The 24,630-nt window shown below is 64.4% G+C and carries 19 protein-coding genes, 3 tRNA genes and 1 CRISPR repeat array; of the genes, 17 read left to right on the top strand and 5 right to left on the bottom strand.

Translation table 11 applies throughout. The features are described from left to right. Positions 1-524: 524 nt before the first annotated feature. From csy1 to JW897_RS03435, 8 genes are all read left to right on the top strand, one after another. Positions 525-1,868 carry a type I-F CRISPR-associated protein Csy1 gene (gene csy1 / locus JW897_RS03470; protein ID WP_205465163.1) on the top strand — a complete coding sequence of 448 codons (1,344 nt, stop codon included), beginning with the start codon at positions 525-527 and terminating at the stop codon, positions 1,866-1,868. Beyond that, complete coding sequence (gene csy2, locus JW897_RS03465; protein ID WP_205465162.1) at positions 1,865-2,863, top strand: type I-F CRISPR-associated protein Csy2; 999 nt, start codon at positions 1,865-1,867, stop codon at positions 2,861-2,863. The genes csy1 and csy2 overlap by 4 nt, the downstream gene beginning before the upstream one ends. Positions 2,864-2,875: 12 nt before the next feature. Beyond that, the gene (csy3, locus tag JW897_RS03460) at positions 2,876-3,913 is read left to right on the top strand and encodes a type I-F CRISPR-associated protein Csy3 (protein ID WP_205465161.1); all 1,038 of its coding nucleotides are present in this window, start codon (positions 2,876-2,878) and stop codon (positions 3,911-3,913) included. Positions 3,914-3,916: 3 nt separating this feature from the next. Next, positions 3,917-4,474 (top strand): type I-F CRISPR-associated endoribonuclease Cas6/Csy4, encoded by a 558-nt coding sequence (cas6f, locus tag JW897_RS03455; RefSeq protein WP_205465160.1) that lies wholly within the window; start codon positions 3,917-3,919, stop codon positions 4,472-4,474. A gap of 129 nt (positions 4,475-4,603) precedes the next feature. After that, positions 4,604-5,591: a CRISPR direct-repeat array (repeat unit 28 nt; unit sequence GTTCTCTGCCGGATGGGCAGCTTAGAAA). Between the two features lie 352 nt (positions 5,592-5,943). Then, on the top strand, positions 5,944-6,189 hold the full coding sequence (locus JW897_RS03450) for a type II toxin-antitoxin system Phd/YefM family antitoxin (RefSeq protein ID WP_048414286.1): 246 nt from the start codon (positions 5,944-5,946) through the stop codon (positions 6,187-6,189). Then, on the top strand, positions 6,179-6,466 hold the full coding sequence (locus tag JW897_RS03445) for a type II toxin-antitoxin system RelE family toxin (protein WP_048414285.1): 288 nt from the start codon (positions 6,179-6,181) through the stop codon (positions 6,464-6,466). The genes JW897_RS03450 and JW897_RS03445 overlap by 11 nt, the downstream gene beginning before the upstream one ends. A 202-nt stretch (positions 6,467-6,668) precedes the next feature. Continuing rightward, positions 6,669-9,347 carry a TonB-dependent receptor plug domain-containing protein gene (locus tag JW897_RS03440; protein WP_205465159.1) on the top strand — a complete coding sequence of 893 codons (2,679 nt, stop codon included), beginning with the start codon at positions 6,669-6,671 and terminating at the stop codon, positions 9,345-9,347. A gap of 79 nt (positions 9,348-9,426) precedes the next feature. Further along, entirely contained in the window at positions 9,427-10,386 is a 960-nt protein-coding gene (locus JW897_RS03435; protein WP_205465158.1) for a bifunctional helix-turn-helix transcriptional regulator/GNAT family N-acetyltransferase, read from the top strand. A gap of 71 nt (positions 10,387-10,457) precedes the next feature. On the opposite strand, the gene JW897_RS03430 is transcribed toward JW897_RS03435, so the two are convergent. From JW897_RS03430 to fdhD, 5 genes are all read right to left on the bottom strand, one after another. Further along, positions 10,458-10,532 (bottom strand) — tRNA-Glu (locus JW897_RS03430). 6 nt (positions 10,533-10,538) lie between these two features. After that, positions 10,539-10,615 (bottom strand) — tRNA-Arg (locus JW897_RS03425). 6 nt (positions 10,616-10,621) lie between these two features. Continuing rightward, positions 10,622-10,715, bottom strand: a tRNA-Ser gene (locus JW897_RS03420). Positions 10,716-10,776: 61 nt separating this feature from the next. Then, positions 10,777-12,003, bottom strand: a complete 1,227-nt coding sequence (locus JW897_RS03415) for an aspartate kinase (RefSeq protein WP_048414282.1) — start codon at positions 12,001-12,003, stop codon at positions 10,777-10,779. A gap of 356 nt (positions 12,004-12,359) precedes the next feature. Then, positions 12,360-13,175: a formate dehydrogenase accessory sulfurtransferase FdhD gene (gene fdhD / locus JW897_RS03410; RefSeq protein ID WP_205465157.1), complete on the bottom strand. Its 816-nt coding sequence runs from the start codon at positions 13,173-13,175 to the stop codon at positions 12,360-12,362. A 135-nt stretch (positions 13,176-13,310) separates the two neighbouring features. Here fdhD and fdnG point away from each other — a divergent pair, with 135 nt between their 5' ends. From fdnG to JW897_RS03365, 9 genes are all read left to right on the top strand, one after another. Then, on the top strand, positions 13,311-16,367 hold the full coding sequence (gene fdnG / locus JW897_RS03405; RefSeq protein ID WP_205465156.1) for a formate dehydrogenase-N subunit alpha: 3,057 nt from the start codon (positions 13,311-13,313) through the stop codon (positions 16,365-16,367). Positions 16,368-16,376: 9 nt separating this feature from the next. Further along, positions 16,377-17,249, top strand: coding sequence for a formate dehydrogenase subunit beta (gene fdxH / locus JW897_RS03400; protein ID WP_043591190.1), 873 nt, complete (start codon positions 16,377-16,379; stop codon positions 17,247-17,249). After that, positions 17,246-17,875: a formate dehydrogenase subunit gamma gene (locus JW897_RS03395; RefSeq protein WP_048414278.1), complete on the top strand. Its 630-nt coding sequence runs from the start codon at positions 17,246-17,248 to the stop codon at positions 17,873-17,875. Before fdxH ends, JW897_RS03395 begins: the two co-directional genes overlap by 4 nt. Beyond that, positions 17,872-18,798, top strand: a complete 927-nt coding sequence (gene fdhE / locus JW897_RS03390) for a formate dehydrogenase accessory protein FdhE (RefSeq protein ID WP_048414277.1) — start codon at positions 17,872-17,874, stop codon at positions 18,796-18,798. Before JW897_RS03395 ends, fdhE begins: the two co-directional genes overlap by 4 nt. Before the next feature lie 147 nt (positions 18,799-18,945). After that, the gene (locus JW897_RS03385; protein WP_156187843.1) at positions 18,946-19,950 is read left to right on the top strand and encodes a hypothetical protein; all 1,005 of its coding nucleotides are present in this window, start codon (positions 18,946-18,948) and stop codon (positions 19,948-19,950) included. Between the two features lie 17 nt (positions 19,951-19,967). Next, the gene (locus JW897_RS03380; protein ID WP_048409685.1) at positions 19,968-20,336 is read left to right on the top strand and encodes a response regulator; all 369 of its coding nucleotides are present in this window, start codon (positions 19,968-19,970) and stop codon (positions 20,334-20,336) included. Between the two features lie 13 nt (positions 20,337-20,349). Beyond that, the gene (locus JW897_RS03375) at positions 20,350-20,700 is read left to right on the top strand and encodes an STAS domain-containing protein (protein ID WP_053077352.1); all 351 of its coding nucleotides are present in this window, start codon (positions 20,350-20,352) and stop codon (positions 20,698-20,700) included. After that, a complete protein-coding gene (locus JW897_RS03370) occupies positions 20,690-22,984 on the top strand; it encodes a chemotaxis protein CheA (RefSeq protein WP_205465155.1) in 2,295 nt (764 codons plus the stop codon). The genes JW897_RS03375 and JW897_RS03370 overlap by 11 nt, the downstream gene beginning before the upstream one ends. After that, the gene (locus JW897_RS03365) at positions 22,981-24,624 is read left to right on the top strand and encodes a methyl-accepting chemotaxis protein (RefSeq protein ID WP_205465154.1); all 1,644 of its coding nucleotides are present in this window, start codon (positions 22,981-22,983) and stop codon (positions 24,622-24,624) included. Before JW897_RS03370 ends, JW897_RS03365 begins: the two co-directional genes overlap by 4 nt. Positions 24,625-24,630: the final 6 nt, after the last annotated feature.

Below are 24,630 nucleotides of genomic sequence, written 5' to 3'. Positions count from 1 at the left end.
CCCCGCTCGGCAAAGCCGCCGCCCTTGCAGGCTATCCCCCAGCCGCATGCCTCCTCCAAAAACACCAACCCTCCCCCGCCTGATTCAAATCAAGTAAATCCCACCCACTGTCCATTCCAATACGATCCCGCCGCAGGCACACTGGCAGACGGCATGCCAGTCGAATGGACGTAAAAAAAGGCCAGTCGCTTGCGCGCTGGCCAGTCTGAGCTGCCTATCCGGCAGAGAATAAAAAGACAATCCTAAATGGACTATTTCTAAGCTGCCTTATGCCGACAGTGGCCGCCGATTTTATAAGCCACCACCGCGCACCAACTATTAAAGTCAATCTGAAATAGACTAGGATAAAAAAATGGCGTATGGTGATGTTGTGAGAGTGCGCCTGGCAGACCGGTCTCCCACCCCAACCCCTTGCAAAACAGGAGGATGCGCATGCAATGAAGCACCGAGCCAAGGCCCCGGCAGCCTAATAGCGCCGGGGCCGCGTTGCTGTTTGTTCCTGACTTTGTGATCCAAGGACAGCCATGCCCCCTACCCTCACGCCCCGCGCCACCGCACTACGCACCTTGATGGCCGGCTTCATCCGGCAACGGCGCGACGACAAGCTGGACAAGCTTGCGCCCGACGACGACGCCAAGCGCGAAGCGCTGCTGGCCCAGCACCAACCCGCCGCCTGGCTGGCGGACGCCGCCCGCCGCGCCGGCCAGCTGCAAGCCGCCACCCACACCCTTAAAGCCGTTCACCCGGACGCCCGCGGCAGCAATCTGTACGCGCCGCCCTCCTCCCTGCCGGCGCGCCGCGAAGTGGGCAGCCACTGCCTGGGCGCGGATTTTGCCGACGACGTGGTGGGCAACGCCGCCGCGCTGGATGTGTACAAATTTCTGAAACAACAACACGACGGCCAAAGCCTGCTGGCCCTGGCCTTGGCGCAGGACGCCGACCTGGCCGCCGCGCTCAGCGACGACACCGAGCAGGCGCAAGCCTGGATCGCCGCCTTCGCCGCGCTGACCGACGCCGGCGCGGACGCCGCCAGCCACAGCCGCGCCAAACAAGTGTATTGGCTGGTGGGTTACGAGCCGGCCAAGGACGAGGACTACCACCTGCTGGCCCCGCTCTATCCCAGCGCGCTGGCGCAGCGGCTGTATCAAACCATCCAGGAACACCGCTTCGGCGAAGCCGCCAAGGCCGCGCGCCAGGCCCGCCGCGAACAGCGCGATCATCCGCACGGCTATTGCGACTATCCGCAGCTGGCGGTGCAGAAGCTGGGCGGCACCAAGCCGCAGAATATTTCCCAGCTCAATAGCGAACGCAAGGGCAATAACTATCTGCTGGCTTCCCTGCCGCCGCAGTGGCGGAGCCTGGGCCTGAAACCGCCGCTCAATACCGAAGACGCGCTGCTGCGCTTTGGCCGCCGCAACGATGTGCGCCGGCTGGTCCGCCAGTTGCGCGCCTTTCTGGAAAGCCAGCCACGCAAGATCATGGACACCCGCGACCGCCGCGACGAGTTGAGCGACGCGCTGCTGGAGGAACTGCTGCTGTTCGGCAAGGAAATGCACGAAGGCCTGCCGCCCGGCTGGAGCGCGGAAGCGCGCTGTCGGCTGCCGGAATACCAGCAGCTGTGGCTGGACCCCTGGCGCGCCGATGCGGACGCGGACTTTGCCGCGCGCTGGCACGGCGAGGACTGGCCGCTGGAAGTGGCCAAGCGATTCGGCCGCTGGCTGAACCAGCAATTCGACGCCAGCCCGCTGGAAATGGGCGACGCGGAATTCCGTCACTGGGCGCGGGAGCTGGCCGGAGACCTGGGCTGGCAGGCCCAGCACGATCAAACCCGCCGCCAGCTGGCGGCCATGGCCAAGGAGCAAGCATGAGCACCCTGCCCGTGATCACCGGCCTGCTGAGCGTGCCCCGGCTGCGGGTGCAAAACGCCAACGCCATTTCCAGCCCCTTCACTTGGGGTTTTCCGGCCATCACCGCCTTCACCGGCCTGGCCCAGGCGCTGGAGCGCAAGCTGGCCGGCAGCCTGGATTTGCAGTTCGAAGCGGTGGGCGTGGTTTGCCACCATTACCAGGCGCAGACCAGCGGCGCTTACACCCAGGGCTTCCACCTCAGCCGCAACCCGGTGGACAAGGACGGCAGCACCGCCGCCATCGTGGAGGAAGGCCGCATCCACCTGGACATCAGCCTGCTGTTCGGCCTCACCGGCGAAGCGCTGGCCGCGCCCAGGGAGCAGCTGCCGGCACTGGCGCGGCAAGTGGCGGACACCCTGCACGGCATGCGCATTGCCGGCGGCAGCGTGACGCCGCCGCTGCCCGGCCGCCGCCGTCCCGCGCCGCTGCTGATGACTTTGAACGAGGACGAAGCGACGCGGCGCGAAGAATTCCGCCAACTGCGGCGCAACCTGCTGCCCGGCTTTGCGCTGGTATCGCGCGACGACTTGCTGCAAAGCCATCTGGCCACGCTGCGCGCCAGCCAGCCGCAGGCGGACGCCTTCGACGCCTGGCTGGACCTGTCCCGCATCAACCACGCGCCGCACTGGCAGGAACAAGCGGACCCGGCCGGCGGCGAGCCGCGCCGCACGCTGGAATGGCGCAGCCAACGCGGCCACAGCCAGGGCTGGACGGTGCCGATGCCGGTGGGTTACGGCGCGCTGTCCCCGCTCTACCCGGCCGGCAGCGTGGCCAACGCCCGCGACATGCATACGCCGTTCCGCTTTGTGGAAAGCCTGTATTCGCTGGGCGAATGGGTCAGCCCGCACCGCTTGCACGATGTCAACCAACTGCTGTGGTACGCCGATGACGACACCGCCAGCGGCTTGTACCGCTGCCGCAATGATTACGCCGCCACCTTGGACATAGAAGACTAGAAAGGAAGCCCCATGAGCACCGCACCGCTGAAAACCGCTACCGTATTGGCCTTTGAACGCAAGCTGGACCCGTCCGACGCCCTGTTCCACGCCGGCGACTGGCAACAGCGCGAGCAGCACGCCGGCTGGGAGCCGGTCAGAGTCATCGAAAAATCCGTGCGCGGCACCATTTCCAACCGTCTGAAAACCAAGGACCAGGACCCGGCAAAGCTGGACGCGCAGATTGAAAACCCCAATCTGCAAACCGTGGACGTGGCCGCGCTGCCGCACCACGCGGACACTTTAAAAGTCAGCTTCACGCTGCGGGTGCTGGGCAATGTCGGCGCGCCGTCCGCCTGCAACGACAGCGCCTACCAGGCCAAGCTGCGCGCCACCGTGGCCAGCTATGTGCAGGCCCACGGCTTTGCCGAACTGGCGCGCCGCTACGCCTGCAACCTGGCCAATGGCCGCTTCCTGTGGCGCAACCGCGTGGGCGCGGAGCAGGTGGAGGTGCGGGTGGCGCTGCTGGAACAAGGCCAGCCGGCGCAGCAATGGCAGTTCGACGCGCTGGCGCTGTCCCTGCGCCACTTCGACCCCGGCAGCCAGGCCGCCGCGCTGGAACAGCTGGCCGCCGCCATCGCCGCCGGCCTGGCCGGCCAGCGCCATCTGCTGTTGCAGATCACCGCCTTTGCGCGGTTGGGCGCCGGCCAGGAGGTGTTCCCGTCGCAGGAACTGATCCTGGACCGCGGCCGCGGCGACAAGAGCAAGACCTTGTACGCCATCGAGCAAGGCGCGCTGAAAATCGCCGCCATCCACTCGCAGAAGCTGGGCAACGCCATCCGCACCATTGACGACTGGCACCCGGAAGCCGAACAGCTCGGCCCCATCGCCGTAGAGCCCTACGGCTCGGTCACCACGCTGGGCAAGGCCTGCCGCCAGCCCAAGGCCAAGTCCGACTTCTACACCCTGCTGGACAACTGGGTGCTGAAAGACCAATCCCCGTCGCCGCACGACCAGCACTTTGTGCTGGCCACGCTGATCCGCGGCGGCGTGTTCGGCGCGGCGGAGTAAGCCATGGACCACTACCTGGACATCCGGCTGCGTCCGGACCCGGAGTTTGCGCCCACGCTGCTGATGAACGCGCTGTTCGCCAAGCTGCACCGCGCGCTGAGCGAGCAAGGCCGCGACGACATCGGTGTCAGCTTCCCACGCGCGGCCCCGGCCGCCGCGCTGGGCGACACCCTGCGCCTGCACGGCGGCCACGCCGCCTTGCAGCGGCTGATGGCCGGCGACTGGCTCAGCGGCATGCGCGACCACATCGCGCTAGCCGCCATCCAGCCGGTGCCGCCGCAGGCGGAAGCCTGGCAGGTACGGCGCAAGCAGGCCAAGACCAACCCGGACAAGGAACGCCGCCGGCTGGTGCGGCGGCTGGGCATCAGCGCGGAAGAGGCCGCGCAGCGCTTCCCGGACAGCGCCGCCCGCCGGCTGACCCAGCCCTTCCTCACCCTCAACAGCGCCAGCACCGGCCAGCGCTATCAGCTGCACATCGAGCAGCGCCCAGCCCCGGCCACCCACGGCGGCCGCTTCAACGCCTTCGGCCTCAGCCCCGACGCCACCGTGCCGTGGTTCTGACCCTTTTTTTCACACCCCACCGCCAAGCCTGTTAAATCAAGGGCTTGGCGCGGGGTGTGAGAAAAGGGTTTTTATTGGGGAAAGCGATGCTTTCCCCCGCTGGCGCGGGTTTGCGGGGGAAAGGCTCTAGTTCTCTGCCGGATGAGCAGCTTAGAAAAAAGCCCTGAAAAGCTCAACCGCGAACATCTCGTTCTCTGCCGGATGAGCAGCTTAGAAAAAATGCCAGCAACGTGCCGCGGTCCGAACAGTGTTCTCTGCCGGATGAGCAGCTTAGAAAAAGGTGATTTGCGATTTGTACGGGTACAGCTCGTTCTCTGCCGGATGGGCAGCTTAGAAAATCACGGTCGTAGCCATAGATGTAGACCGTCTGTTCTCTGCCGGATGGGCAGCTTAGAAAGATTACGTGTCAGCAGGTTGGGACGTGCGGCGGTTCTCTGCCGGATGGGCAGCTTAGAAATTGGGCGTCGGCGCTCTGGTGCGCTCCGCGCTGTTCTCTGCCGGATGGGCAGCTTAGAAAAAGTTGCGGACCCACCGCAATGCCCCATCCGTGTTCTCTGCCGGATGGGCAGCTTAGAAAATGAAGCCGCCCAGGGCGCCCACCATCGCATTGTTCTCTGCCGGATGGGCAGCGTAGAAACAGCCAAGTTTTCTCGTTAGCGCAAAAAATTCGTTCTCTGCCGGATGGGCAGCTTAGAAAGCGACCTGCTGGCGCGCAAGACGCGGGTGGACGTTCTCTGCCGGATGGGCAGCTTAGAAATTGGCGGCCTCGGCCCCCTTGCGTTTCATCGTGTTCTCTGCCGGATGGGCAGCTTAGAAAACCTGGGACGGAGCAAGACGCTGACGCTCGGTGTTCTCTGCCGGATGGGCAGCTTAGAAAGGGCAGCAGCTGGATTTCGCAGATCCGCGCCAGTTCTCTGCCGGATGGGCAGCTTAGAAAAAGGCGCTGACCGCGACCAACGGCGGCAAGGAGTTCTCTGCCGGATGGGCAGCTTAGAAAGAGTCGGCGTCGTCGGAAGTGCAGACCATGCCGTTCTCTGCCGGATAGGCAGCTTAGAAAAGTCCCTTGCGCCAGGCGCTGGACGCAAATATGTTCTCTGCCGGATAGGCAGCTTAGAAATCGGCGCACCCGGCCTGGATAGCCAGCCGGTGGTTCTCTGCCGGATAGGCAGCAGAAATCAGCTACTACAAGCTGATCGTCGACGGTGAGGTTCTCTGCCGGATAGGCAGCTTAGAAATGGCGCACTTCGCGTTCTTTGCTGTAGCGCACGTTCTCTGCCGGATAGGCAGCTTAGAAAGGTCCCCCGAATCCATCACCTCGCCCAAATTCGTTCTCTGCCGGATGGGCAGCTTAGAAATCTCAAGAGGTGAGTGGGGCCTGCCGGCTCTAGTTCACTGCCGGACAGGTAGTTCTCCACAACAAAATCAATGCTATATTAGGCATCTAAATTGACATTGACTAGGGAGAAATTATGGACTTGGTACTTGCCGATGTGGCCGTCAGCGTCACCGAGCTCAAGCGCAATTTTGCCGGCATCATGCGCGAGGCCGCAGGGCATCCGGTGGTGATCCTGAATCACAACCGCCCAGAGGCCTATCTTGTCCCTGCAGCCCAGTACGAACGCATGATGAGCCTGCTTGAAGACATTGAGGACACAAAGCTGGTGCTGGAACGTCGGCAGCAGCCCACCGTCAAGGTGGACCTGGATGAGCTATGAAATTGTTTTCCGGGTGGATGCGGAGAAGGAATGGCGAAAGTTGGACCCATCAATCCGACAGCAGTTTGCCAAGAAACTGAGAGAACGAGCCGAGCATCCGCACAACCCTGCCGCCAAGCTGCATGGCCTGGAAGGCTGCTACAAGATCAAGCTGCGCCAGACCGGATACCGGCTGGTTTATGAGGTGGACGACGGCAAAATCATCATCATCGTGGTGGCTATCGGACATCGCGACAAGAATCAAGCCTACCAAAAAGCCAAAGCGCGCCAGGGCTGAGCCGACGCAAGCCCGCGACAGCTGCACCCGCTGTCCTCATAGCCCCGCACCCTCCCCCCAAATCCCTCCCCCGCAATCCTTCCAATCACATTATTCTCAATTTGAATAACAATCTAATTTTCCAGATTTTTAACATATATGCAATCGTGCTAGATTTTGTTTTCCAAAATCAAGAAAGGGCCGGCTCAGCCGGCGTTCCGCGATGGCATATCCACATTTCACTCTCTCCGCGCTGGCGCTGGCCTTGGCAGGGCAAGCCTTGCCGGCGCTGGCCGACAGCGGCAACACGCTGGACAGCGTCACCGTCACCGGTTCGCGCATTGCTCGCGCCGGCAAGGAGGGCGCCACCGGGGTCACGGTGCTGACCGGCGCCGATATCGAAAAACAGGGCTACACCAATGTCTACGACGCGCTGAACAATCTGGCGCAGAACACCGGCTTCACCCAGGGCGCGGACTTTGGCAATACCTTCACCCCGGCCGCCAACGCCATCAGCCTGCGCGGGCTGGGGCCCAACCACACGCTGACCTTGCTCAACGGCCGCCGCATCGCCGATTACCCGGTGGCTTACGAGGGCTCGGTCAACTTCGTCAATCTGGCCAATATCCCGGCGGCGATGATTGAGCGCATCGAGGTGCTCAACGGCGGCGCGTCGGCGATTTACGGCTCCGACGCCATCGCCGGCGTGGTCAATGTGATTCTGAAGAAGAAGGCCGACGGCGTTACGGTCAACGTCAAGGCCGGCGCCAGCGAGCATCACGGCGGCGAAAACCTGCGCCTGCAACTGAGCGGCGGCAAGAGCTGGGACAAGCTGAACCTGGTCTACGCGCTGGAATTGAGCCAACGCAACCCGATCTGGTCGCGCCAGCGCGGCTTCATGGCGGACAACACCGTCAACGGCGCGGCGCCCACCACGGTGTGGTCGCAGAAGGATGTGAAGACCGGCAAGTTCATCGATCCCGGCGCGGCTTGCGGCGAGCTGGGCGGCTTGTACGCCGGCAGCGTGCGCGCCTACCGCACCAGCAAGACCAATGTTTGCGCCAGCCCGCTGGCCAAGGCCTCGTACTGGACGGTGCAGACCGCCAACCAGAGTCAGAACGGCTATCTGAGCCTGAATTACGCGCTTAACGATCATCTGGAGCTGTTTGGCGACGCGCTGCTGGCCTTCAACCACAGCGAGAACAATACCCGCGGCCCCAGCTGGACCTCGGCCGGCGGCAACGGCGGCTATTTCCTCAACCAGAACAGCGGCCGCTACGAGGCCTGGAGCCGGCTGCTGTCGCCGGAGGAGATGGGCGGCGCCAGCCGTTACAACCGCAAATGGGACGATGTGGCGGCCAACCTGACCTTCGGCCTGCGCGGCGCGGTGCCGGACAGCAGCTGGAGTTACGAAGCCGCCTACAACGCGTCTATCTACACCAGCCAGAACATCGCGCCGCGGCTGCTGGCCAATGCGGACAGCTTTTTCCTGGGCCAGCAGCAGGGCGTGGACGCCAAGGGGGTGCCGATTTACGCGCCGTCGTCCGGGCCGTTCAACCGCCGGCTGAGCCAGGCGGAGTTCGACAGCATCGCCGGGCGCTCGGTGAGCCAGAACAAGTCCTGGCTGCAGGCGCTGAGCCTGAGCGGCAGCGGCGAGTTGTTCAAGCTGCCGGCCGGCGCGGTGAAGCTGGCCGGCACGCTGGAATGGGGCAGCCAGGGCTTCAGCAACGATCCGGACCCGCTGATCAATCAGGGCGCTTTCTACAATACCTCGCCGGCCGCACACGCCGGCGGCACCCGCTCGCGCCAGGCGGCGGGCGGCGAGCTGTACATCCCGGTGTTCAAGCAACTGAACCTGACCCTGTCCGGCCGCTACGACCGCTACCAGCTGCCGGACAGCAGCGCCGGCAAGTTCACTTACGGCGCCGGCCTGGAATTCCGGCCGCTGAACACGCTGCTGCTGCGCGGCAGTTACGCCACCAGCTTCCGCGCGCCGGACATGAATTACCTGTTCCTGACCCAGAGCCGCGGTTATTACTCGTCCAGCACCGATTACTGGCGTTGCGCCCAGGCCGGCCAGCCGCTGGCCAGCTGCGACTATAAGAGCATGTCGCCGGGCGCGGATTACGTGAAGAACGGCAACGCCGAACTGAAACCGGAAAATGGCAAATCCTACGGCTTCGGCTTTGTGTGGTCGCCCAGCAGCAGCGCGGATATTTCAGTGGATTACTGGGACATCGCCATCAACGATCTGGTCACCGACCTGAGCGGCGACAAACTGTTGCGCGACGAGGCGCTGTGCCGCGCCGGCATGCTGGACGCGTCGTCCCAGCTGTGCCAGGACACGCTGCGCCGAGTGCAGCGCAATCCGGCCGATGCCTTGATCAACCCAGGCGCGATCAAGCAGATCGTGGTCAACCCGATCAATGCCGCCAGCGAGCGCACCAGCGGTTTCGACATCGCCGGCAAGCTGCGCTGGAGAACCGCCAACTGGGGCGGCTTCCTGCTGAAGGCCAATTACACCAAGGTGTTGAAGCACACTTACCAGCAGTTTGCCGGCGACGCGGAAAAGAATATGTTGAACGACCCGGAAAACACCGATTGGCCGGACAAGCTGGACACCAGCCTGACCTGGGACATCGGCCCGTGGTCGTCCACCGTGCTGCTGACCCGCTACGGCAAGATCCCCAAAGCCAACGGCTCCGGCAATTTGACGCCCACGGTGCTGGCCAATTTCAGCACCCAGTACCAGTGGAACAAGCAGACTTCCGTGGGGCTCATCGTCAACAATGTGCTGGACACCATCAAGCGCGACGACACCAGCGGCTGGCCCTACTACCCGGTGGGCAGCTATCTGCCCTACGGCCGCCAATGGTGGGTGGAGTTGAACCACAAGTTCTGAACGGCTGGCGCGCTCGCTATTAGTTGTGATTGGCAACCATATGGTTGTATCTTACAACTACCACCACAGGAGAGCGCGCATGAACCCCACCCAGCCGCAGCAGCTTGTCATCGACCAGATCCGCTCCGCGTCGCGGCGCATCGTGCGCGAACTGGGCTTCATGCGCAGCACCCTGGCCATGAGCCGGCACTCCGCTTCCGCCGTGCACGCGGTGGTGGAGATCGGCCTGGCCGGCAGCTTGTCCGCCAGCCAGCTGGCGGACAAGCTGCAGCTGGAAAAATCCACGGTCAGCCGGCTGGTGCGCAAGCTGACGCAGGGCGGCGAACTGCTGGAGCAGGCCAGCCCCAGCGACGGCCGGGCCAAGCTGCTGGCCTTGAGCCCGTCCGGCCAGCGGCTGTTCGCGCAGTTGCAGGATTACGGCCGCGGCCAGGTGGGCGCCGCCCTCCTCCATCTTTCGGCGGAACAGCAGCGGCAAGTGGAACAGGGCCTGGATTGCTATGCGGCGGCGCTGGAAGCCAGACACGCCGAACACGCCCCGCCGGCCGCGGCCCCCATCGCCATTGAAACCGGTTACCGCAGCGGCGCGCTGGGCTGCATTGTCTCCATGCATGCGCGCTATTACCACGCCCACGCCGGCTTCGGCGCTTTCTTCGAACGGCAGGTGGCCACCGGCCTGGCCGATTTCCTCGGCCGCCTGAGCCAGCCCGGCAATCAGCTGTGGCTGGCCATCCGCGATGGCCGCGTTATCGGTTCGCTGGTGATTGCGGCGGAGCCGGACGCGCCGGGGCAGGCGCAGCTGCGCTGGTTCATCCTGGACGAGGAGGCGCGCGGCAGCGGCCTGGGCCGGCGCATGATGGAACAGGCGATGGCGTTTTGCGATCAGCAGCGCTTCGCCGTCCGGCTGTGGACCTTTCAGGGCTTGCTGGCGGCGCGGCACTTGTACGAGGCTTTCGGCTTTGTCTTGAGCGAGGAGCGCGCGGGAGCGCGTTGGGGCGAACAGGTGGTGGAGCAGTGTTTTACGCGGCCCGCCAAAAGCTAAGCGCTTGAGCGCGGCCTTGCGCCGCGGCAACGCAAAAAGCCCACCGCTTGCGCGATGGGCTTTTCTGAATCTGGCGTCCCCACGGGGAATCGAACCCCGGCTACCGCCGTGAAAGGGCGGTGTTCTAACCGCTAAACTATAGGGACAGCAAGTGGCGCACCCGGAGCGATTCGAACGCCCGACCCTCTGGTTCGTAGCCAGATACTCTATCCAACTGAGCTACGGGTGCGCTGACTGGCGGAGAAAGAGGGATTCGAACCCTCGATACAGGTTTAAGCCCGTATGCTTCCTTAGCAGGGAAGTGCCTTCGACCACTCGGCCATTTCTCCGTTCAGAGAGCGCCATATTAATTAGCGCTGCGCCCCCTGTCAAGCGTGAATCCGAAATTATTTACGCCGGCTGGTCCAGTCCGAAAACTTTATGCAAAACGCGAACCGCCAGTTCCAGGTACTTCTCGTCCAGCAGCACCGACACCTTGATTTCCGAGGTAGAGATCATCTGGATGTTGATGCCCTCTTCCGCCAGGGTGCGGAACATGGTGGAGGCGATGCCGCAGTGCGAACGCATGCCCACGCCCACGATGGAGATCTTGGCCACCTTGTCGTCGGCGTCGATCTTGGCGGCGCCGATATGGGTCTGCACTTCGCGCAGAATGGTCAGCGCGCGCTGGAATTCGCCGCGCGGCACGGTGAAGGAGAAATCGGTCGCGCCGTTTTCGCCCACGTTCTGGATGATCATGTCCACTTCGATATTGGCATCGGCGATCGGCCCCAGAATCTGGTAGGCGATGCCAGGCTTGTCCGGCACGCCCTTGACGTTGATGCGCGCTTCGTTACGGTCAAATGCGATGCCTGCGACAACGGCCTTTTCCATGCTTTCATCTTCCTCATACGTAATCAGGGTGCCTTCGCCTTCGTCTTCGAAGCTGGAGAGCACGCGCAAACGAACCTTGTACTTGCCGGCGAACTCCACCGAGCGGATCTGCAGCACCTTGGAGCCCAAGGACGCCATTTCGATCATCTCCTCGAAAGTGACGGTCTTCAGGCGACGCGCCTCCGGCACCACGCGCGGATCGGTGGTGTACACGCCGTCCACGTCGGTGTAGATCTGGCATTCGTCGGCCTTCAGCGCGGCGGCCAGCGCCACGGCGGAGGTGTCCGAGCCGCCGCGGCCCAGCGTGGTGATGTCGCCGTCCTCGTCCACGCCCTGGAAACCGGCGACGATGACGACGCGGCCTTCATTGAGGTCGGAACGCATCGCGGCGTCGTCGATATCTTGAATGCGGGCCTTGGTGTGGGCGTTGTCGGTGACCAGCTTCACCTGCCAGCCGCAGTAGCTCTTGGCCGGCACGCCGATTTCCTTCAGCGCCATGGCCAGCAGGCCGATGGTGACTTGCTCGCCGGTGGACACCACCACGTCCAGCTCGCGCGGGTCCGGATAGTCCTGAATCTCCTTTGCCAGGGCGATGAGGCGGTTGGTTTCGCCGCTCATGGCGGACACCACCACCACGACATCATGTCCCTGCGACTTCCACTTGGCGACACGGCGGGCAACGTTCTTGATCCGTTCGGTGGTTCCAACCGAAGTGCCGCCGTACTTTTGTACGATGAGTGCCATGCTTGTTTCTTATATTCGAAAGGGTTGAAATGTCGAGCTTCGATTCTGACCCCAACTTGCCAAGAATTGCAAGACGGAATTCACCGCCGATGCTGCATCGCAAAACCCGCTGCCGGCCCCGGCCGGCGCAGCGCGGCGCAAGCTGCCGCGCTTGCGCCGCGTCCTGGCATCAATCCGTAGCAGCCATGCCGTTTGCCGGCAGATTGTTTCCTTAAATCCCGATTTACGATCTGCTACGCGTCGGCGATACCGCGTTGAAACCAACTTCGAAATGCTCATGCACCACCTGTACATTGCGCTTTCTCAGCTGTTTTCGCCTTGTCTCGCCTTAGCTCGCGAGATCGTAAGGATGCTCTTTAAGATTTCATGCGCAAACGTTCGGGACAGCTATACAGATTGGCGCGGCCGCGGCCGGCGAAGCCGATCAGGGTCAGGCCGTAGCACGCGGCCATCTCCACCGCCAGCGAGGTGGGCGCGGACATCGCTATCAATATCTCGATGCCGGCGGCGGCGGCCTTCTGCGCCATTTCATAGCTGGCGCGGCTGGTGACCACGGCGGCGCCGTCGCGCCAGCCCTGGCGCGCGCGCGCGCCGATCAGCTTGTCCAGGGCCACGTGGCGGCCCACGTCTTCGCTGAGGTGCAAAAGTTCGCCCTGCGGCGTCACCCAGCCGGCGGCATGGGCGCAGGCGGTGGCCTGGGACAGGCTTTGCGCTTGCTGCAAGGCCGGCAGGGCACGGGCCAGCGCGTCCAGGCTGAAGCTTTGGGTGACCGGCAAGGGCGGCAGCGGCCGGTGGATTTCCGCCAGCTGCTCCACGCCGCACAGGCCGCAGCCGGTGCGCCCGGCCAGCTGGCGGCGGCGCTCCTTCAAGGCCATGAAGCGGGCCGAGGCCAGCTCGATATGGACTTCCACACCGCGTTCGCCCGGGAGGACGTCGACGCCGTAGATTTCGCCCGGATGGGCGGCAATGCCCTCGGCCAGGCTGAAGCCGAGCGCGAAGTCTTCCAGCTCCTGCGGGCTGGCCATCATCACCACGTGGGACAGGCCGTTGTACACCAGCGCCACCGGCGTCTCCACCGCCACCCAGTCCCGCCTGGCCTGGGCGCCGCCGTCGCGGCAATCGACAATGTCGAGCTCAAGCGCCGCATGCTCCAGCGCTTCATCGTTTTTCATAGAATTTTGGCCTGTCATCGGCTGCAATAGTTTGTACTAATTGATACCTAGGGCGATAATAGATTTTCCGCTGTGAGTGAGCAATGCGCCCTTGGTGGGTCAAGGGCGCCAGGTTCATACCAAGGAGACAAACCCATGCAAGTCAGCAGACGGCAGTTTTTCAAGCTCTGCGCCGGCGGCATGGCAGGCACCACCATCGCGACCCTGGGCTTCATGCCCGAGACCGCGCTGGCCGACACGCGTAGCTATAAACTGATGCGCGCGACGGAAACCCGGAATACCTGTCCATACTGTTCGGTGGGCTGTGGCATCTTGATGTACAGCCTGGGCGACGGCGCCAAGAACGCCAAAGCCGATATTTTCCACATTGAAGGCGATCCGGACCACCCGGTCAATCGCGGCGCGCTCTGTCCCAAGGGCGCCGGCCTGATCGACTTCATCCACAGCCCCAACCGCCTGCGCTACCCGGAAGTGCGCGAAGCGGGCTCCAACGAATACAAACGCATCAGCTGGGACGAGGCCTTCGAGCGCATCGCCGCCCACATGAAGCGCGACCGCGACGCCAACTTCGTCGAGAAGAACGCGGACGGCGTCACCGTCAACCGCTGGCTGACCACGGGCTTTCTGGCCGCTTCCGCGTCCAGCAACGAGGCCGGCTGGCTGACCCACAAATTCACCCGCAGCCTGGGGCTGCTGGCGGTCGACAACCAGGCGCGTGTATGACACGGACCAACGGTGGCAAGTCTTGCCCCAACATTTGGTCGCGGTGCCATGACGAACCATTGGGTCGACATCAAGAACGCCAACCTCATTGTCGTCATGGGCGGCAATGCGGCCGAGGCGCACCCGGTGGGTTTCCGCTGGGCGATTGAAGCCAAGACCCGCAACAAGGCGAAGCTGATCGTCATCGATCCGCGCTTCACCCGCACGGCTTCGGTGGCGGATTATTACGCCCCCATCCGCACCGGCACGGACATTGCGTTCCTGTCAGGCGTGATCCGCTACCTGCTGCAAACCGGCAAGTACAATAAGGAATACACGCTGGCCTACACCAATGCCGCGCTATTGGTGAACCCGGACTTCAAGTTCGACGACGGCCTGTTCTCCGGCTACAACGCGGAGAAGCACAGCTACGACAAGTCCACCTGGAGCTACCAGCTGGACGACAAGGGCATGGCCAAGCGCGACGACACCCTGTCCGACCCGCGCTGCGTGATCAATCTGATGCGCGAGCACGTGGCCCGCTACACGCCGGAAATGGTGGAAACCCTGTGCGGCACGCCCAAGGACGCCTTCCTCAAGGTATGCGAATACCTGGCGGAAACCGGAGCCCACGACAAGACCACCTCCTTCCTGTACGCGCTGGGCTGGACCCAACACTCCATCGGTTCGCAGAACATCCGCACCATGGCGATGATTCAGCTGCTGCTGGGCAATATGGGCATGGCCGGCGGCGGGGTCAACGCCTTGCGCGGCCACTCCAACATCCAGGGTCTGACCGATATCGGCCTGCTGTCCACCAGCCTGCCGGGCTATCTGAACATGCCGTCGGAGAAGGAGCCCACGCTGGAGGCCTATCTGGCCAAGTACACCAGCAAGCCGCTGGCCGACGGGCAGATGAACTACTGGCAGAACTATCCCAAGTTCTTCGTCTCGCTGATGAAGGCGATGTGGGGCGACAAGGCCACCGCCGACAACCAGTGGGGTTACGACTGGCTGCCCAAGTGGGACAAGAGCTACGACGTGCTGCAGTACTTCGAGCTGATGCACCAGGGCAAGATCAACGGCTACTTCTGCCAGGGCTTCAACCCGGTGCTGGCCTTCCCGGACAAGAACAAGGTGGTGTCCTCGCTCTCCAAGCTGAAGTACCTGGTGATCATGGACCCGCTGGCCACCGACACCTCCACTTTCTGGAAGAACCACGGCGAGCAGAACGATGTGAAGACCGCGGAGATCCAGACCGAGGTGTTCCGCCTGCCCACCACCTGTTTCGCCGAGGAAGACGGCGCGGTGGTCAACTCCGGCCGCTGGCTGCAATGGCACTGGAAAGGCGCGGACGCGCCGGGCGAAGCCATCACCGACGCGGAAATCCTGGCCGGCATCTTCACCCGACTGAAGGCGCAGTACGCCAAGGAGGGCGGCAAGAACGCCGAGGCCATCATGAGCCTGTCCTGGGCTTACGGCGACCCGCACGAGCCCAAGCCGGAAGAACTGGCCAAGGAGCTCAACGGCAAGGCGCTGGCGGACATTCCGGACCCGAAGAACCCCGGCCAGTTCCTGGCCAGGAAAGGCGAGCAGCTGTCCGGCTTCGCCCTGATGCAGGCGGACGGCAGCACCGCGTCCGGCTGTTGGATCTTCGCCGGCAGCTGGACCCAGGCCGGCAACCAGATGGCGCGCCGCGACAACAGCGACCCATCCGGGCTGGGCAACACCCTGGGCTGGGCCTGGGCGTGGCCGGCCAACCGCCGCGTGCTGTACAACCGCGCTTCCTGTAAGCCGGACGGCACGCCGTGGGACAAGAAACGGACGCTGATCAAATGGAACGGCGAGAAGTGGACCGGCATCGACGTGCCCGACTTCAAGGCCGACGAGCCGCCGGGCAGCGCCATGGGCCCCTTCATCATGCAGGCCGAGGGCCTGGGGCGGCTGTTCGCGCTCGACAAGATGGCCGAAGGCCCGTTCCCCGAGCACTACGAGCCGTTCGAAACGCCGCTGGGCACCAACCCGCTGCATCCCAAGGTGGTGTCCAACCCGGCGGCGCGGGTGTTCGCGTCGGACCGCGAACAGATGGGCAAGCACGACGCCTTCCCGTACGCGGCCACCACTTACCGGCTGACCGAGCACTTCCACGGCTGGACCAAGCACGCGCGGCTGAACGCGATCGCCCAGCCGGAGCAGTTCGTGGAAATCGGCGAGGCGCTGGCCAAGGAGAAAGGCATCGCCCACGGCGACACGGTGAAAGTGTCGTCCAAACGCGGCTACATCAAGGCCAAGGCGGTGGTGACCAAGCGCATCCGCGCGCTGCAGGTCAACGGCAAGACGGTGCACCAGATCGGGATTCCTATTCACTGGGGTTATGAAGGAGTGGCCAAGAAAGGCTTCAGCGCCAACACGCTGACGCCGTTTGTCGGCGACGCCAACACCCAGACCCCGGAATTCAAGTCCTTCCTGGTCAACGTCGAGAAAGTGTAAGGAGCGACCATGTCACTGCAATCGCAAGATATCCAGCGCCGCTCCGCCAGCCCTACCCAGCCGCCGGTGGTGCGCGATTACAAGGCCGAGGTGGCCAAGCTGATCGACGTGTCCACCTGCATCGGCTGCAAGGCCTGTCAGGTGGCCTGCTCGGAGTGGAACGACATCCGCGACGAAGTGGGCAGCAACGTCGGCGTCTACGACAACCCGGCCGATCTCACCGCCCACAGCTGGACGGTGATGCGCTACAGCGAGGTGGAGGAAAGCGGCAAGCTGGAGTGGCTGATCCGCAAGGACGGCTGCATGCACTGCGCCGACCCGGGCTGTCTGAAGGCCTGTCCGTCGCCGGGCGCCATCATCCAGTACGCCAACGGCATCGTGGACTTTCAGTCCGAGCACTGCATCGGCTGCGGCTATTGCATCTCCGGCTGTCCGTTCAACGTCCCGCGCATCAACCAGAAGGACAACAAGGCGTATAAATGCACCTTGTGCTCCGACCGGGTGATGGTGGGCCAGGAGCCGGCCTGCGTGAAGACCTGTCCCACCGGAGCCATCCGCTTCGGCACCAAGTCCGATATGCAGACCTACGCCCACGAGCGGGTGGAAGAGCTGAAGACCCGCGGCTACGCCAACGCCGGGCTGTACGATCCGGAAGGCGTGGGCGGCACCCACGTGATGTACGTGCTGCACCACGCCGACAAACCGGAGCTGTATTCCGGCCTGGCCAAGGATCCCAAGATCAGTCCGGTGGTCAGCCTGTGGAAAGGCATCCTCAAGCCGCTGTCCACCATAGGCCTGGCGGCTTCGGTGCTGTTCGGCTTCTTCCACTACATCGGCGTCGGCCCCAATAAGGCGGAAGAGGAAGAGGAGGAACAGGCATGAGCAAGGAAAAGCTGATCAAGCGCTACAGCGCGGCGGAACGCCTCAACCACTGGATCGTGGCGGTGTGCTTCGTACTGTTGGCGATTTCCGGCCTGGCCTTCTTCTACCCGGCCTTCTTCTGGCTGACCGGCGTATTCGGCACGCCGCAGCTGGCGCGCATCATCCACCCCTTCGTCGGGGTGCTGATGTTCGTCGGCTTCGCGCGCCAGTTCCTGCGCTACTGGCATCACAACTTCCTGGACAAGGAAGACGTGAAGTGGATGATGGCGGTGAAGTCGGTGCTGTCCGGCCACGAGGTCGGCGACATCGGCAAGTACAACGGCGGCCAAAAGGGCATGTTCTGGCTGATGACCGGCTGCATGCTGGTGCTGGTGTGCACCGGCTTCATCATGTGGCGGCCCTACTTCGCCCTGTACTTCCCCATCCCGGTAATCCGCGTGGCGCTGCTCTTGCACGCCTGGAGCGCGCTGATCCTGATCGCCGGCATCATCGTCCACGTCTACGCCGCCATCTGGGTGCGCGGCACGATACGGGCGATGGTGGAAGGCGTGGTCACCCACGCCTGGGCCAAGAAGCATCATCCGCGCTGGTATCGTGAAATGACCGGAGACAAGAACAAGCCATGAGCATACGCATCGTCCCCCTGGACGAGGCTGGCCGGCTGCAAACCGCGGCGGGAGAAATCCCGCCGTTATTGCTGCCCCAGCCCGCCGAACGCTATCTGGCCCGCAGCCAACGCCTGACCGCGCTGGCCGACGGCCACCCGATGGCGGCCTACCTGGCCTTCGCCGCCCGCATCGCCGCCGCGCAGCACCGCTTGGTGCGCGAACAGCCGGTGACGCTGCCGCCGCGCGGCGATTACTTTCATCATTGCGCCGAACACGGCCTGCCGCCGCTGGGCGCCGCCGCCTGGCCGCGCGATCCGGTCTGGCGCGATCTGCTGCGCGCGCTGTGCGCGGAGCTGGCCGCCCTGCCCGGCCCCGCCGGCGAGGTGGCGCGCGAGCTGGAACAGGCCGACGACGCGGCGCTGGAAAGCGCCGCGCGCGCGCTGCTCGACGGCGATTTCGCCGCCGTCGGCTCGGCGCGAGCGCCCTTGCTGTGGGCGGCGCTGTCGGTCTACTTCAGCCAGCTGGCCGCGCAACTGCAGGTGACGGCGGTGGCCGAACCGGACGACGCCCGCCACCTGTGCCCGGTGTGCGCGATGCCGCCGGTGGCCAGCGTGGTGCGCCTCGGCAACGAGTCCGGCCTGCGCTATCTGCATTGCAGCCTGTGCGAGAGCGAATGGCATCTGGTGCGCGCCAAGTGCAGCAATTGCGAAGCCACGCGCGACATCGGCTACTGGTCGCTGGAGCAAGGCGACAGCCAGCAGGCCGCGGTGCGCGGCGAAAGCTGCGGCGACTGCGGCAGCTATCTGAAGATCCTGGCGCTGGACAAGGACCTGAACGCCGAGCCGGCGGCCGACGATCTGGCCACGCTGGCGCTGGACCAGCAATTGGAGCAACGCGGCTTCGCCCGCAGCGGAGTCAATCCGCTGCTGTTTCCCGGCTAAGCCGCCGCTCCCAACGTCCCCCAAGCCTCCTACACGGAGGCTTTTTTCATAGCGTCGGCGAGCGCTTTGGCCGCGCCGTCCGTTTGCATAAGAAAAAACCAACAACTACAAAAAAGGTATGACTTTTTTCTATCCCGGTTGATCGACATGGCCCTGCTCCCGCCCCTGACGCCAAGAAACCGCCTGCTGCTGGGCCTGGCCATCAATGGCGGCGTCCTGTGCTGGCTGTTCTGGGGGCAGCCCCTGCTCTGGGCCGGTCTGGCGCTCAGTTCCGCCGCGCTGGCGCTGGCCCTGTGTTGGCCCGCGCCCGCCGCCGCGCCGCAGCCGTCTAGCCCGGACGAATACTGGCAGGGCTTCGCCAGCCACGTCTGCGCCTTGCTGCCGCTGTGGGCCGGCCACATCTCCCTGGGCAAGGAACAGATGGACGACGCCGCCAACCGGCTGACCCTGCGCTTCGACGGCATCCTGCGCCAAGTGGGCGGCGCGGTGCCCAAACCGGGCGAGCACACCGACCAGGCGGCGCTGGCGCAGGCGGAAAGCCGGCTCCAGCACTTGCTTCAGCTCTTGCAGAACGCCACCCGGCAACAGACCGACCTCGCCATCCATCTGCACACCCTGGGCCAGTCGGCCAGCACCCTGCAAAACCTGGTGCGCAGCCTGATCAGCGGCCGCCAGCTGGACGGCGAGCAAAGCATGGAGCAATTGGGCAGCGACACGCTGGAACAGCTGTCCCGGCTGCAGAACCAGATAGACAAGGCCATGGACAGCCTGGCGCTGATGGCGCACGAGCCGCTGCGGCCGCAGACGCCGCGAAATCCCGCCGACGCGGCCGCGCAGGATCCGGAAGCCGCGCCGGACGACGAAGCCGCGCAGTCGCAATCCCTACAGCAGGCGCTGGAAGACATCCTGGTTCAGCTGCAATTCCAGGACCGGGTGGATCAAATCCTCAGCGGGGTGCAAAACGATATGCGACGGCTGGAAAACGTGTTCAGCCTGGCGCTGATCGACGCCGAGCAGCGGCCGGCGCCACCGGACACCGCCGCCTGGCTGGAGGCCTTGAAAAACAGCTATACCACCCATGAGCAGCGCGTCCTGCACAGCAGCGACAAGACTGAATCGGGCAATAACCAGAACAACATCACCTTTTTTTGATCCGGGGAACGCTTTCGATGGCCAAAACCATACTCATCGTCGATGACTCGGCCAGCCTGCGGCAGGTGGTGCGCATGACGCTTGCCGGCGCGGGCTATGAGGTGCTGGAGGCCGCCAACGGCCAAGAAGCCCTTGACGTGCTGGACGGGCGCAAAGTCCATCTGATCGTCTCCGACGTGAACATGCCGCTGATGGACGGCATCGCGCTGCTGCGCAACATCAAGGTCCATCCCAATTACAAGTTCACTCCGGTGATCATGCTGACCACCGAATCCTCCGAGGAAAAGAAGCAGGAAGGCAAGGCCGCCGGGGCCAAGGCCTGGGTGGTCAAACCGTTCCAGCCGCCGGTGCTGTTGACCGCCGTTTCCAAATTGATCCTGCCCTGACCGGGAGCCCGACATGCCGCGCGCCCGCAAAAAAACAGACGCCCAAGACAGCGCGCCCGCCGCGCCGCCCGCCGCCGCTTTCCAGCTGACGCTCAGCGGAGAACAAACCATTTACCAGGCGGCGGAACTGCACCAGCAACTCCACGCCGCCCTGGCCGGCCACGCCGCCATCGAACTGGACCTGTCCTGCGTTGGCGAGCTGGACTGCGCCATCGCCCAAGTGTTGCTGTGGCTGCGCCGGGAAAGCCTGCGCAAGGGCGTCGCGCTGCGCTTCGTCGACCCCAGCCCGGCGTCGCTGGACTTCATCCGCCTGGTCGGCCTGCAAGGCGAACTCTCTTTGGAGGAGGCCGCGCATGGATCTTGAACTGGCGCTGCAAACCTTCTTCGAAGAATCCAACGATCTGCTGGGGGAGATGGAGCGCATCCTGCTGGACGCGGAAGCCGACTCCACCACCACGGAACAGCTGAACGCCCTATTCCGCTCCATGCACACCATCAAGGGTTCGGCCGGGCTGTTCGGCCTGGACGTCGTCGTCGGCTTCACCCATGAAGTGGAAAACGTGCTGGACCTGCTGCGCGACGGCGCGCTGCGGCTGGACGACATGCTGACCGGCCTGCTGCTGCGCTGCCACGACCACGTCAAGGAAATGCTGACCGCGCTGGCGGCCAAGGACAGCCTGGAGCGCTTCGCCGGCACCGAGCTGCTGGAGGAACTGGTCGCCTACAGCCGCGCCGTCGGCGGCGCGGCCGTCGAGGAAGCCCCGGCGGAGAGCGAGCCGCCGCAAGCGCCGCCCGAGACCCTTGTTGAAGCCGAGCCTACTGCCGCGCAGAGGCCGGAGCAATGGCTGCTGTCGCTGCGCTTCGGCCCGGACATGCTGCGCAACGGCATGGACCCCTCGTCCTTCATCCGCTATCTCGCCACCATAGGCGAGATCGACCGGATCGAAGCCGTCACCACCCAGTTGCCGGCCGGCGACGCCTTCAACCCGGAAACCAATTATCTGCGGCTGGAAGCGCTGTACCGCAGCCAGGAGGCGCAGCAGACGCTGGTGGACGTCTTCGAATTCGCCCGCGAAGACAGCGAGGTCCACATCTTGGCCTGGCCGCCCACGCCGCGGCAGCAGGCGCAGACGCTGGCCAGCGCGTCGCCGGAGGAAGCCGACGCGGTGCAGGCGGTCTGGCTGCGCTTTGGCCTGGAGCCCGGCGCCGAGGCCGACGAGTCCGAGGCGGCGTCCGACGCGCCGCTGACGGAGGAGGAGGAAGCGCCGCTGGTGGAGATCGTGGAGTTCGCGCCGGAAGACCTCGCCGCCGCGGACGCTGATCCCGCCCCGCTCGCCGACGCGCCGCCGGAAGCGCCCGCCGCGCGCGCCGGCGCCAAAACCGTCAGCGACGCCAAAAGCGGCAAAGCGGCCGAAAGCAAATTCATCAAGGTGGAGGCCGGCAAGCTAGACAGCCTGATCAATCTGATCGGCGAACTGGTGATCGCCGGCGCCGCCGCCAACCTGGTGGCGCGCCGTTCGCAGCAGAGCGCGCTGGTGGAGTCCACCCAGGCCATCGCCAACCTGATTGAACAGATCCGCGCCGGCACCCTGTCCATGCGCATGATCCAGATCGGCGAAATCTTCAACCGCTTCCCGCGGGTGGCGCGCGACGTGTCGCGCGAACTGGGCAAGGACATCCAGCTGCACATCTCCGGCGCGGAAACCGAGCTGGACAAATCCATGGTGGAGAAACTGGGCGATCCGCTGATGCACATCGTGCGCAACGCCATCGACCACGGCATCGAAACCACCGAACGCCGGCTGGCCGCCGGCAAGCCGGCCGAAGGCCATGTCTGGCTCAACGCCTACCATGAGTCCGGCAGCATCGTGATCGAAGTGGCCGACGACGGCGGCGGCCTCAATCAGCAACGCATCCTGGCCAAGGCGGTGGAGCGCGGCCTGCTGCCCACCGACGCGACCTTGCCGGAGCAGGACGTGTTCCGGCTGATCTTCGAGGCCGGCTTTTCCACCGCGGACCAGGTCACCAACATCTCCGGCCGCGGCGTCGGCATGGACGTGGTGAGGAAAAGCATAGAGCAGCTGCGCGGCACCATAGACATCGAATCCGAATTCGGGCTCGGCACCACCTTCCGCATCCGGCTGCCGCTGACGCTGGCCATCATCGACGGCTTCCTGGTGGAAGTCGCCGCCGCCACCTTCGTGGTGCCGCTGGAAGCGGTGATCGAATGCATAGAACTGCCCGCCGCGCTGGACAAGGACAGCGTGCACGACTGCCTGAACCTGCGCGGCGAACTGCTGCCGCTGCTGCGCCTGGACGGCTTCCTGGATCTGCCCGCCGTCGCGGCCAAGCGCCGCAACGTGGTGGTGGTCCACTACGGCGAGCGCAAGGCCGGCCTGGTGGTGGACGCCTTGCTGGGCGAATTCCAGACCGTGATCAAGCCGCTGGGCAGCCTGTTCCGCCATCTCAAAGCCATCAGCGGCTCCACCATACTGGGCACCGGCGAAGTCGCCTTGATTCTCGACGTGCCCGCCCTGATTCACCATGCCACCCAAAAAGAGGCGGAGCGCTACGCGCTGTTTCCCGCCCGGGAATGGGACCCAGGCACGACAAACACCGCGGCGAAAACGGATAGGAGCGCCCAATGAGCCAATACAAACACGGCATGTCCATCGCGCAGAAACTCGGCCTGGGCTTCGGCCTGATCATCGTGCTGATGCTGATCTGCGTCGGCTCCGCGCTGTACGGGCTGGAAATCAGCAATATCGCGCTGCGCGACATCACCCAGGTCAACAATGTGGAAAGCCGCTTGGCGCGCCAGTTGATCAGCGACAACCAGGACATCCGCATCGCCTACCGCAACGTGATGCTGGCCGAGGGGCCGGCCGACATCAACAACGCGCTGCAGGCCTACCAGGCGGCCAAAATCATCTATATGGACCGGGAAAAGAAACTGGCCGAAGTCTTCCGGCAGGCGAACAACAACACCTCGCAGGAACTGGAGCAGATGAGCCGTATCCAGAACATGCGTCCGGCCACGCTCGCCATGGTGGACAAGGCGGTGGACCTGGCCAATCAGGGGCGCCAGGACGAGGCAAAAAAAATGATGCAGGGCGAGATCGCGCCGCAGATGATCGCCTTCAACCAGCAACTGACCGCGCTGGCGGACCTGGAGGATAAGCTCAACGAGCAATTGACCAACCAGGCCGACACCAGTTATCAACAGGCCCATTGGGTGATGATCGCGCTGTCCTTGCTGGCCGCGCTGTTCAGCACCGTCATCGCCACCCTGATCACCCGCAATCTGCTGCGCACCCTGGGCGGTGAACCGCACTATGTGTCCGAAGTGATGCGCCATGTGGCCGACGGCAATCTGGACGCCGAGATCCGGTTGCGGCCGGGCGACCAAAGCAGTTTGTGCGCCGCCATCGCCGTCACCATAGAGCGGATGCGCACCATCATCGCCGAGGTCAAGAGCGGCTCCGAAGCGCTGTCCAGCGCCGCGCAGCAGATCAACTCCACCTCCCAGGCGCTGTCTCAGGCCGCCAGCGAGCAGGCGGCCGGCATCGAGGAGACCTCGGCCTCGGTGGAGGAAATGTCCTCCTCCATCAGCCAGACCAACGACAACGCCCGCGTGACCGAAAGCATCGCCACCAAGGCCTCGCGCGAAGCGGCCGAGGGCGGCGAGGCGGTGCGCCGCACCGTGGAGGCGATGCGCCAGATCGCCGACAAGATCGGCATCGTCGACGACATCGCCTACCAGACCAATCTGCTGGCGCTCAACGCCGCCATCGAAGCCGCGCGCGCCGGCGAACACGGCAAGGGCTTCGCCGTGGTGGCGGCGGAAGTGCGCAAACTGGCCGAGCGCAGCCAGATCGCCGCCCAGGAAATCAGCGGCGTGGCCGGCAGCAGCGTCAAGCTGGCCGAACAAGCCGGCCAGTTCCTGGAGGAAATCGTCCGCTCCAGCAGCCGCACCGCCGATCTGGTGCAGGAGATCGCCGCCGCGTCCAACGAACAGGCCAGCGGCGTCAGCCAGATCAACTCCGCCATCCAGCAACTGAGCCTGACCACCCAACAGAACGCGTCCGCCAGCGAAGAGCTGGCCTCCACCGCCGAGGAGATGAACGATCAGGCCGAACACCTGCAGGAGCTGATGGGCTACTTCAAGCTGGGCGCCGCCGAAATCCTGCATCCTGCGACACGGGTGCGGGCGCGACACGAACCCGCCCTGCTGCACAAGCCGCTGCACCCGCCGCTGGCGGAAGAGTCCGACTTCATCCGTTTCTAACCCGGA

It is taken from the genome of Chromobacterium alkanivorans (assembly GCF_016937655.1).
Taxonomy (GTDB): domain Bacteria; phylum Pseudomonadota; class Gammaproteobacteria; order Burkholderiales; family Chromobacteriaceae; genus Chromobacterium; species Chromobacterium alkanivorans.
This window is presented reverse-complemented; position numbering and strand designations above follow the sequence as displayed.

Coding starts and splice junctions, on each gene's coding strand:
- csy1 (WP_205465163.1), top strand. CDS start 525: ATGCCCCCTACCCTCACGCCCCGCGCCACCGCACTACGCACCTTGATG.
- csy2 (WP_205465162.1), top strand. CDS start 1,865: ATGAGCACCCTGCCCGTGATCACCGGCCTGCTGAGCGTGCCCCGGCTG.
- csy3 (WP_205465161.1), top strand. CDS start 2,876: ATGAGCACCGCACCGCTGAAAACCGCTACCGTATTGGCCTTTGAACGC.
- cas6f (WP_205465160.1), top strand. CDS start 3,917: ATGGACCACTACCTGGACATCCGGCTGCGTCCGGACCCGGAGTTTGCG.
- JW897_RS03450 (WP_048414286.1), top strand. CDS start 5,944: ATGGACTTGGTACTTGCCGATGTGGCCGTCAGCGTCACCGAGCTCAAG.
- JW897_RS03445 (WP_048414285.1), top strand. CDS start 6,179: ATGAGCTATGAAATTGTTTTCCGGGTGGATGCGGAGAAGGAATGGCGA.
- JW897_RS03440 (WP_205465159.1), top strand. CDS start 6,669: ATGGCATATCCACATTTCACTCTCTCCGCGCTGGCGCTGGCCTTGGCA.
- JW897_RS03435 (WP_205465158.1), top strand. CDS start 9,427: ATGAACCCCACCCAGCCGCAGCAGCTTGTCATCGACCAGATCCGCTCC.
- JW897_RS03415 (WP_048414282.1), bottom strand. CDS start 12,003: ATGGCACTCATCGTACAAAAGTACGGCGGCACTTCGGTTGGAACCACC.
- fdhD (WP_205465157.1), bottom strand. CDS start 13,175: ATGAAAAACGATGAAGCGCTGGAGCATGCGGCGCTTGAGCTCGACATT.
- fdxH (WP_043591190.1), top strand. CDS start 16,377: ATGTCACTGCAATCGCAAGATATCCAGCGCCGCTCCGCCAGCCCTACC.
- JW897_RS03395 (WP_048414278.1), top strand. CDS start 17,246: ATGAGCAAGGAAAAGCTGATCAAGCGCTACAGCGCGGCGGAACGCCTC.
- fdhE (WP_048414277.1), top strand. CDS start 17,872: ATGAGCATACGCATCGTCCCCCTGGACGAGGCTGGCCGGCTGCAAACC.
- JW897_RS03385 (WP_156187843.1), top strand. CDS start 18,946: ATGGCCCTGCTCCCGCCCCTGACGCCAAGAAACCGCCTGCTGCTGGGC.
- JW897_RS03380 (WP_048409685.1), top strand. CDS start 19,968: ATGGCCAAAACCATACTCATCGTCGATGACTCGGCCAGCCTGCGGCAG.
- JW897_RS03375 (WP_053077352.1), top strand. CDS start 20,350: ATGCCGCGCGCCCGCAAAAAAACAGACGCCCAAGACAGCGCGCCCGCC.
- JW897_RS03370 (WP_205465155.1), top strand. CDS start 20,690: ATGGATCTTGAACTGGCGCTGCAAACCTTCTTCGAAGAATCCAACGAT.
- JW897_RS03365 (WP_205465154.1), top strand. CDS start 22,981: ATGAGCCAATACAAACACGGCATGTCCATCGCGCAGAAACTCGGCCTG.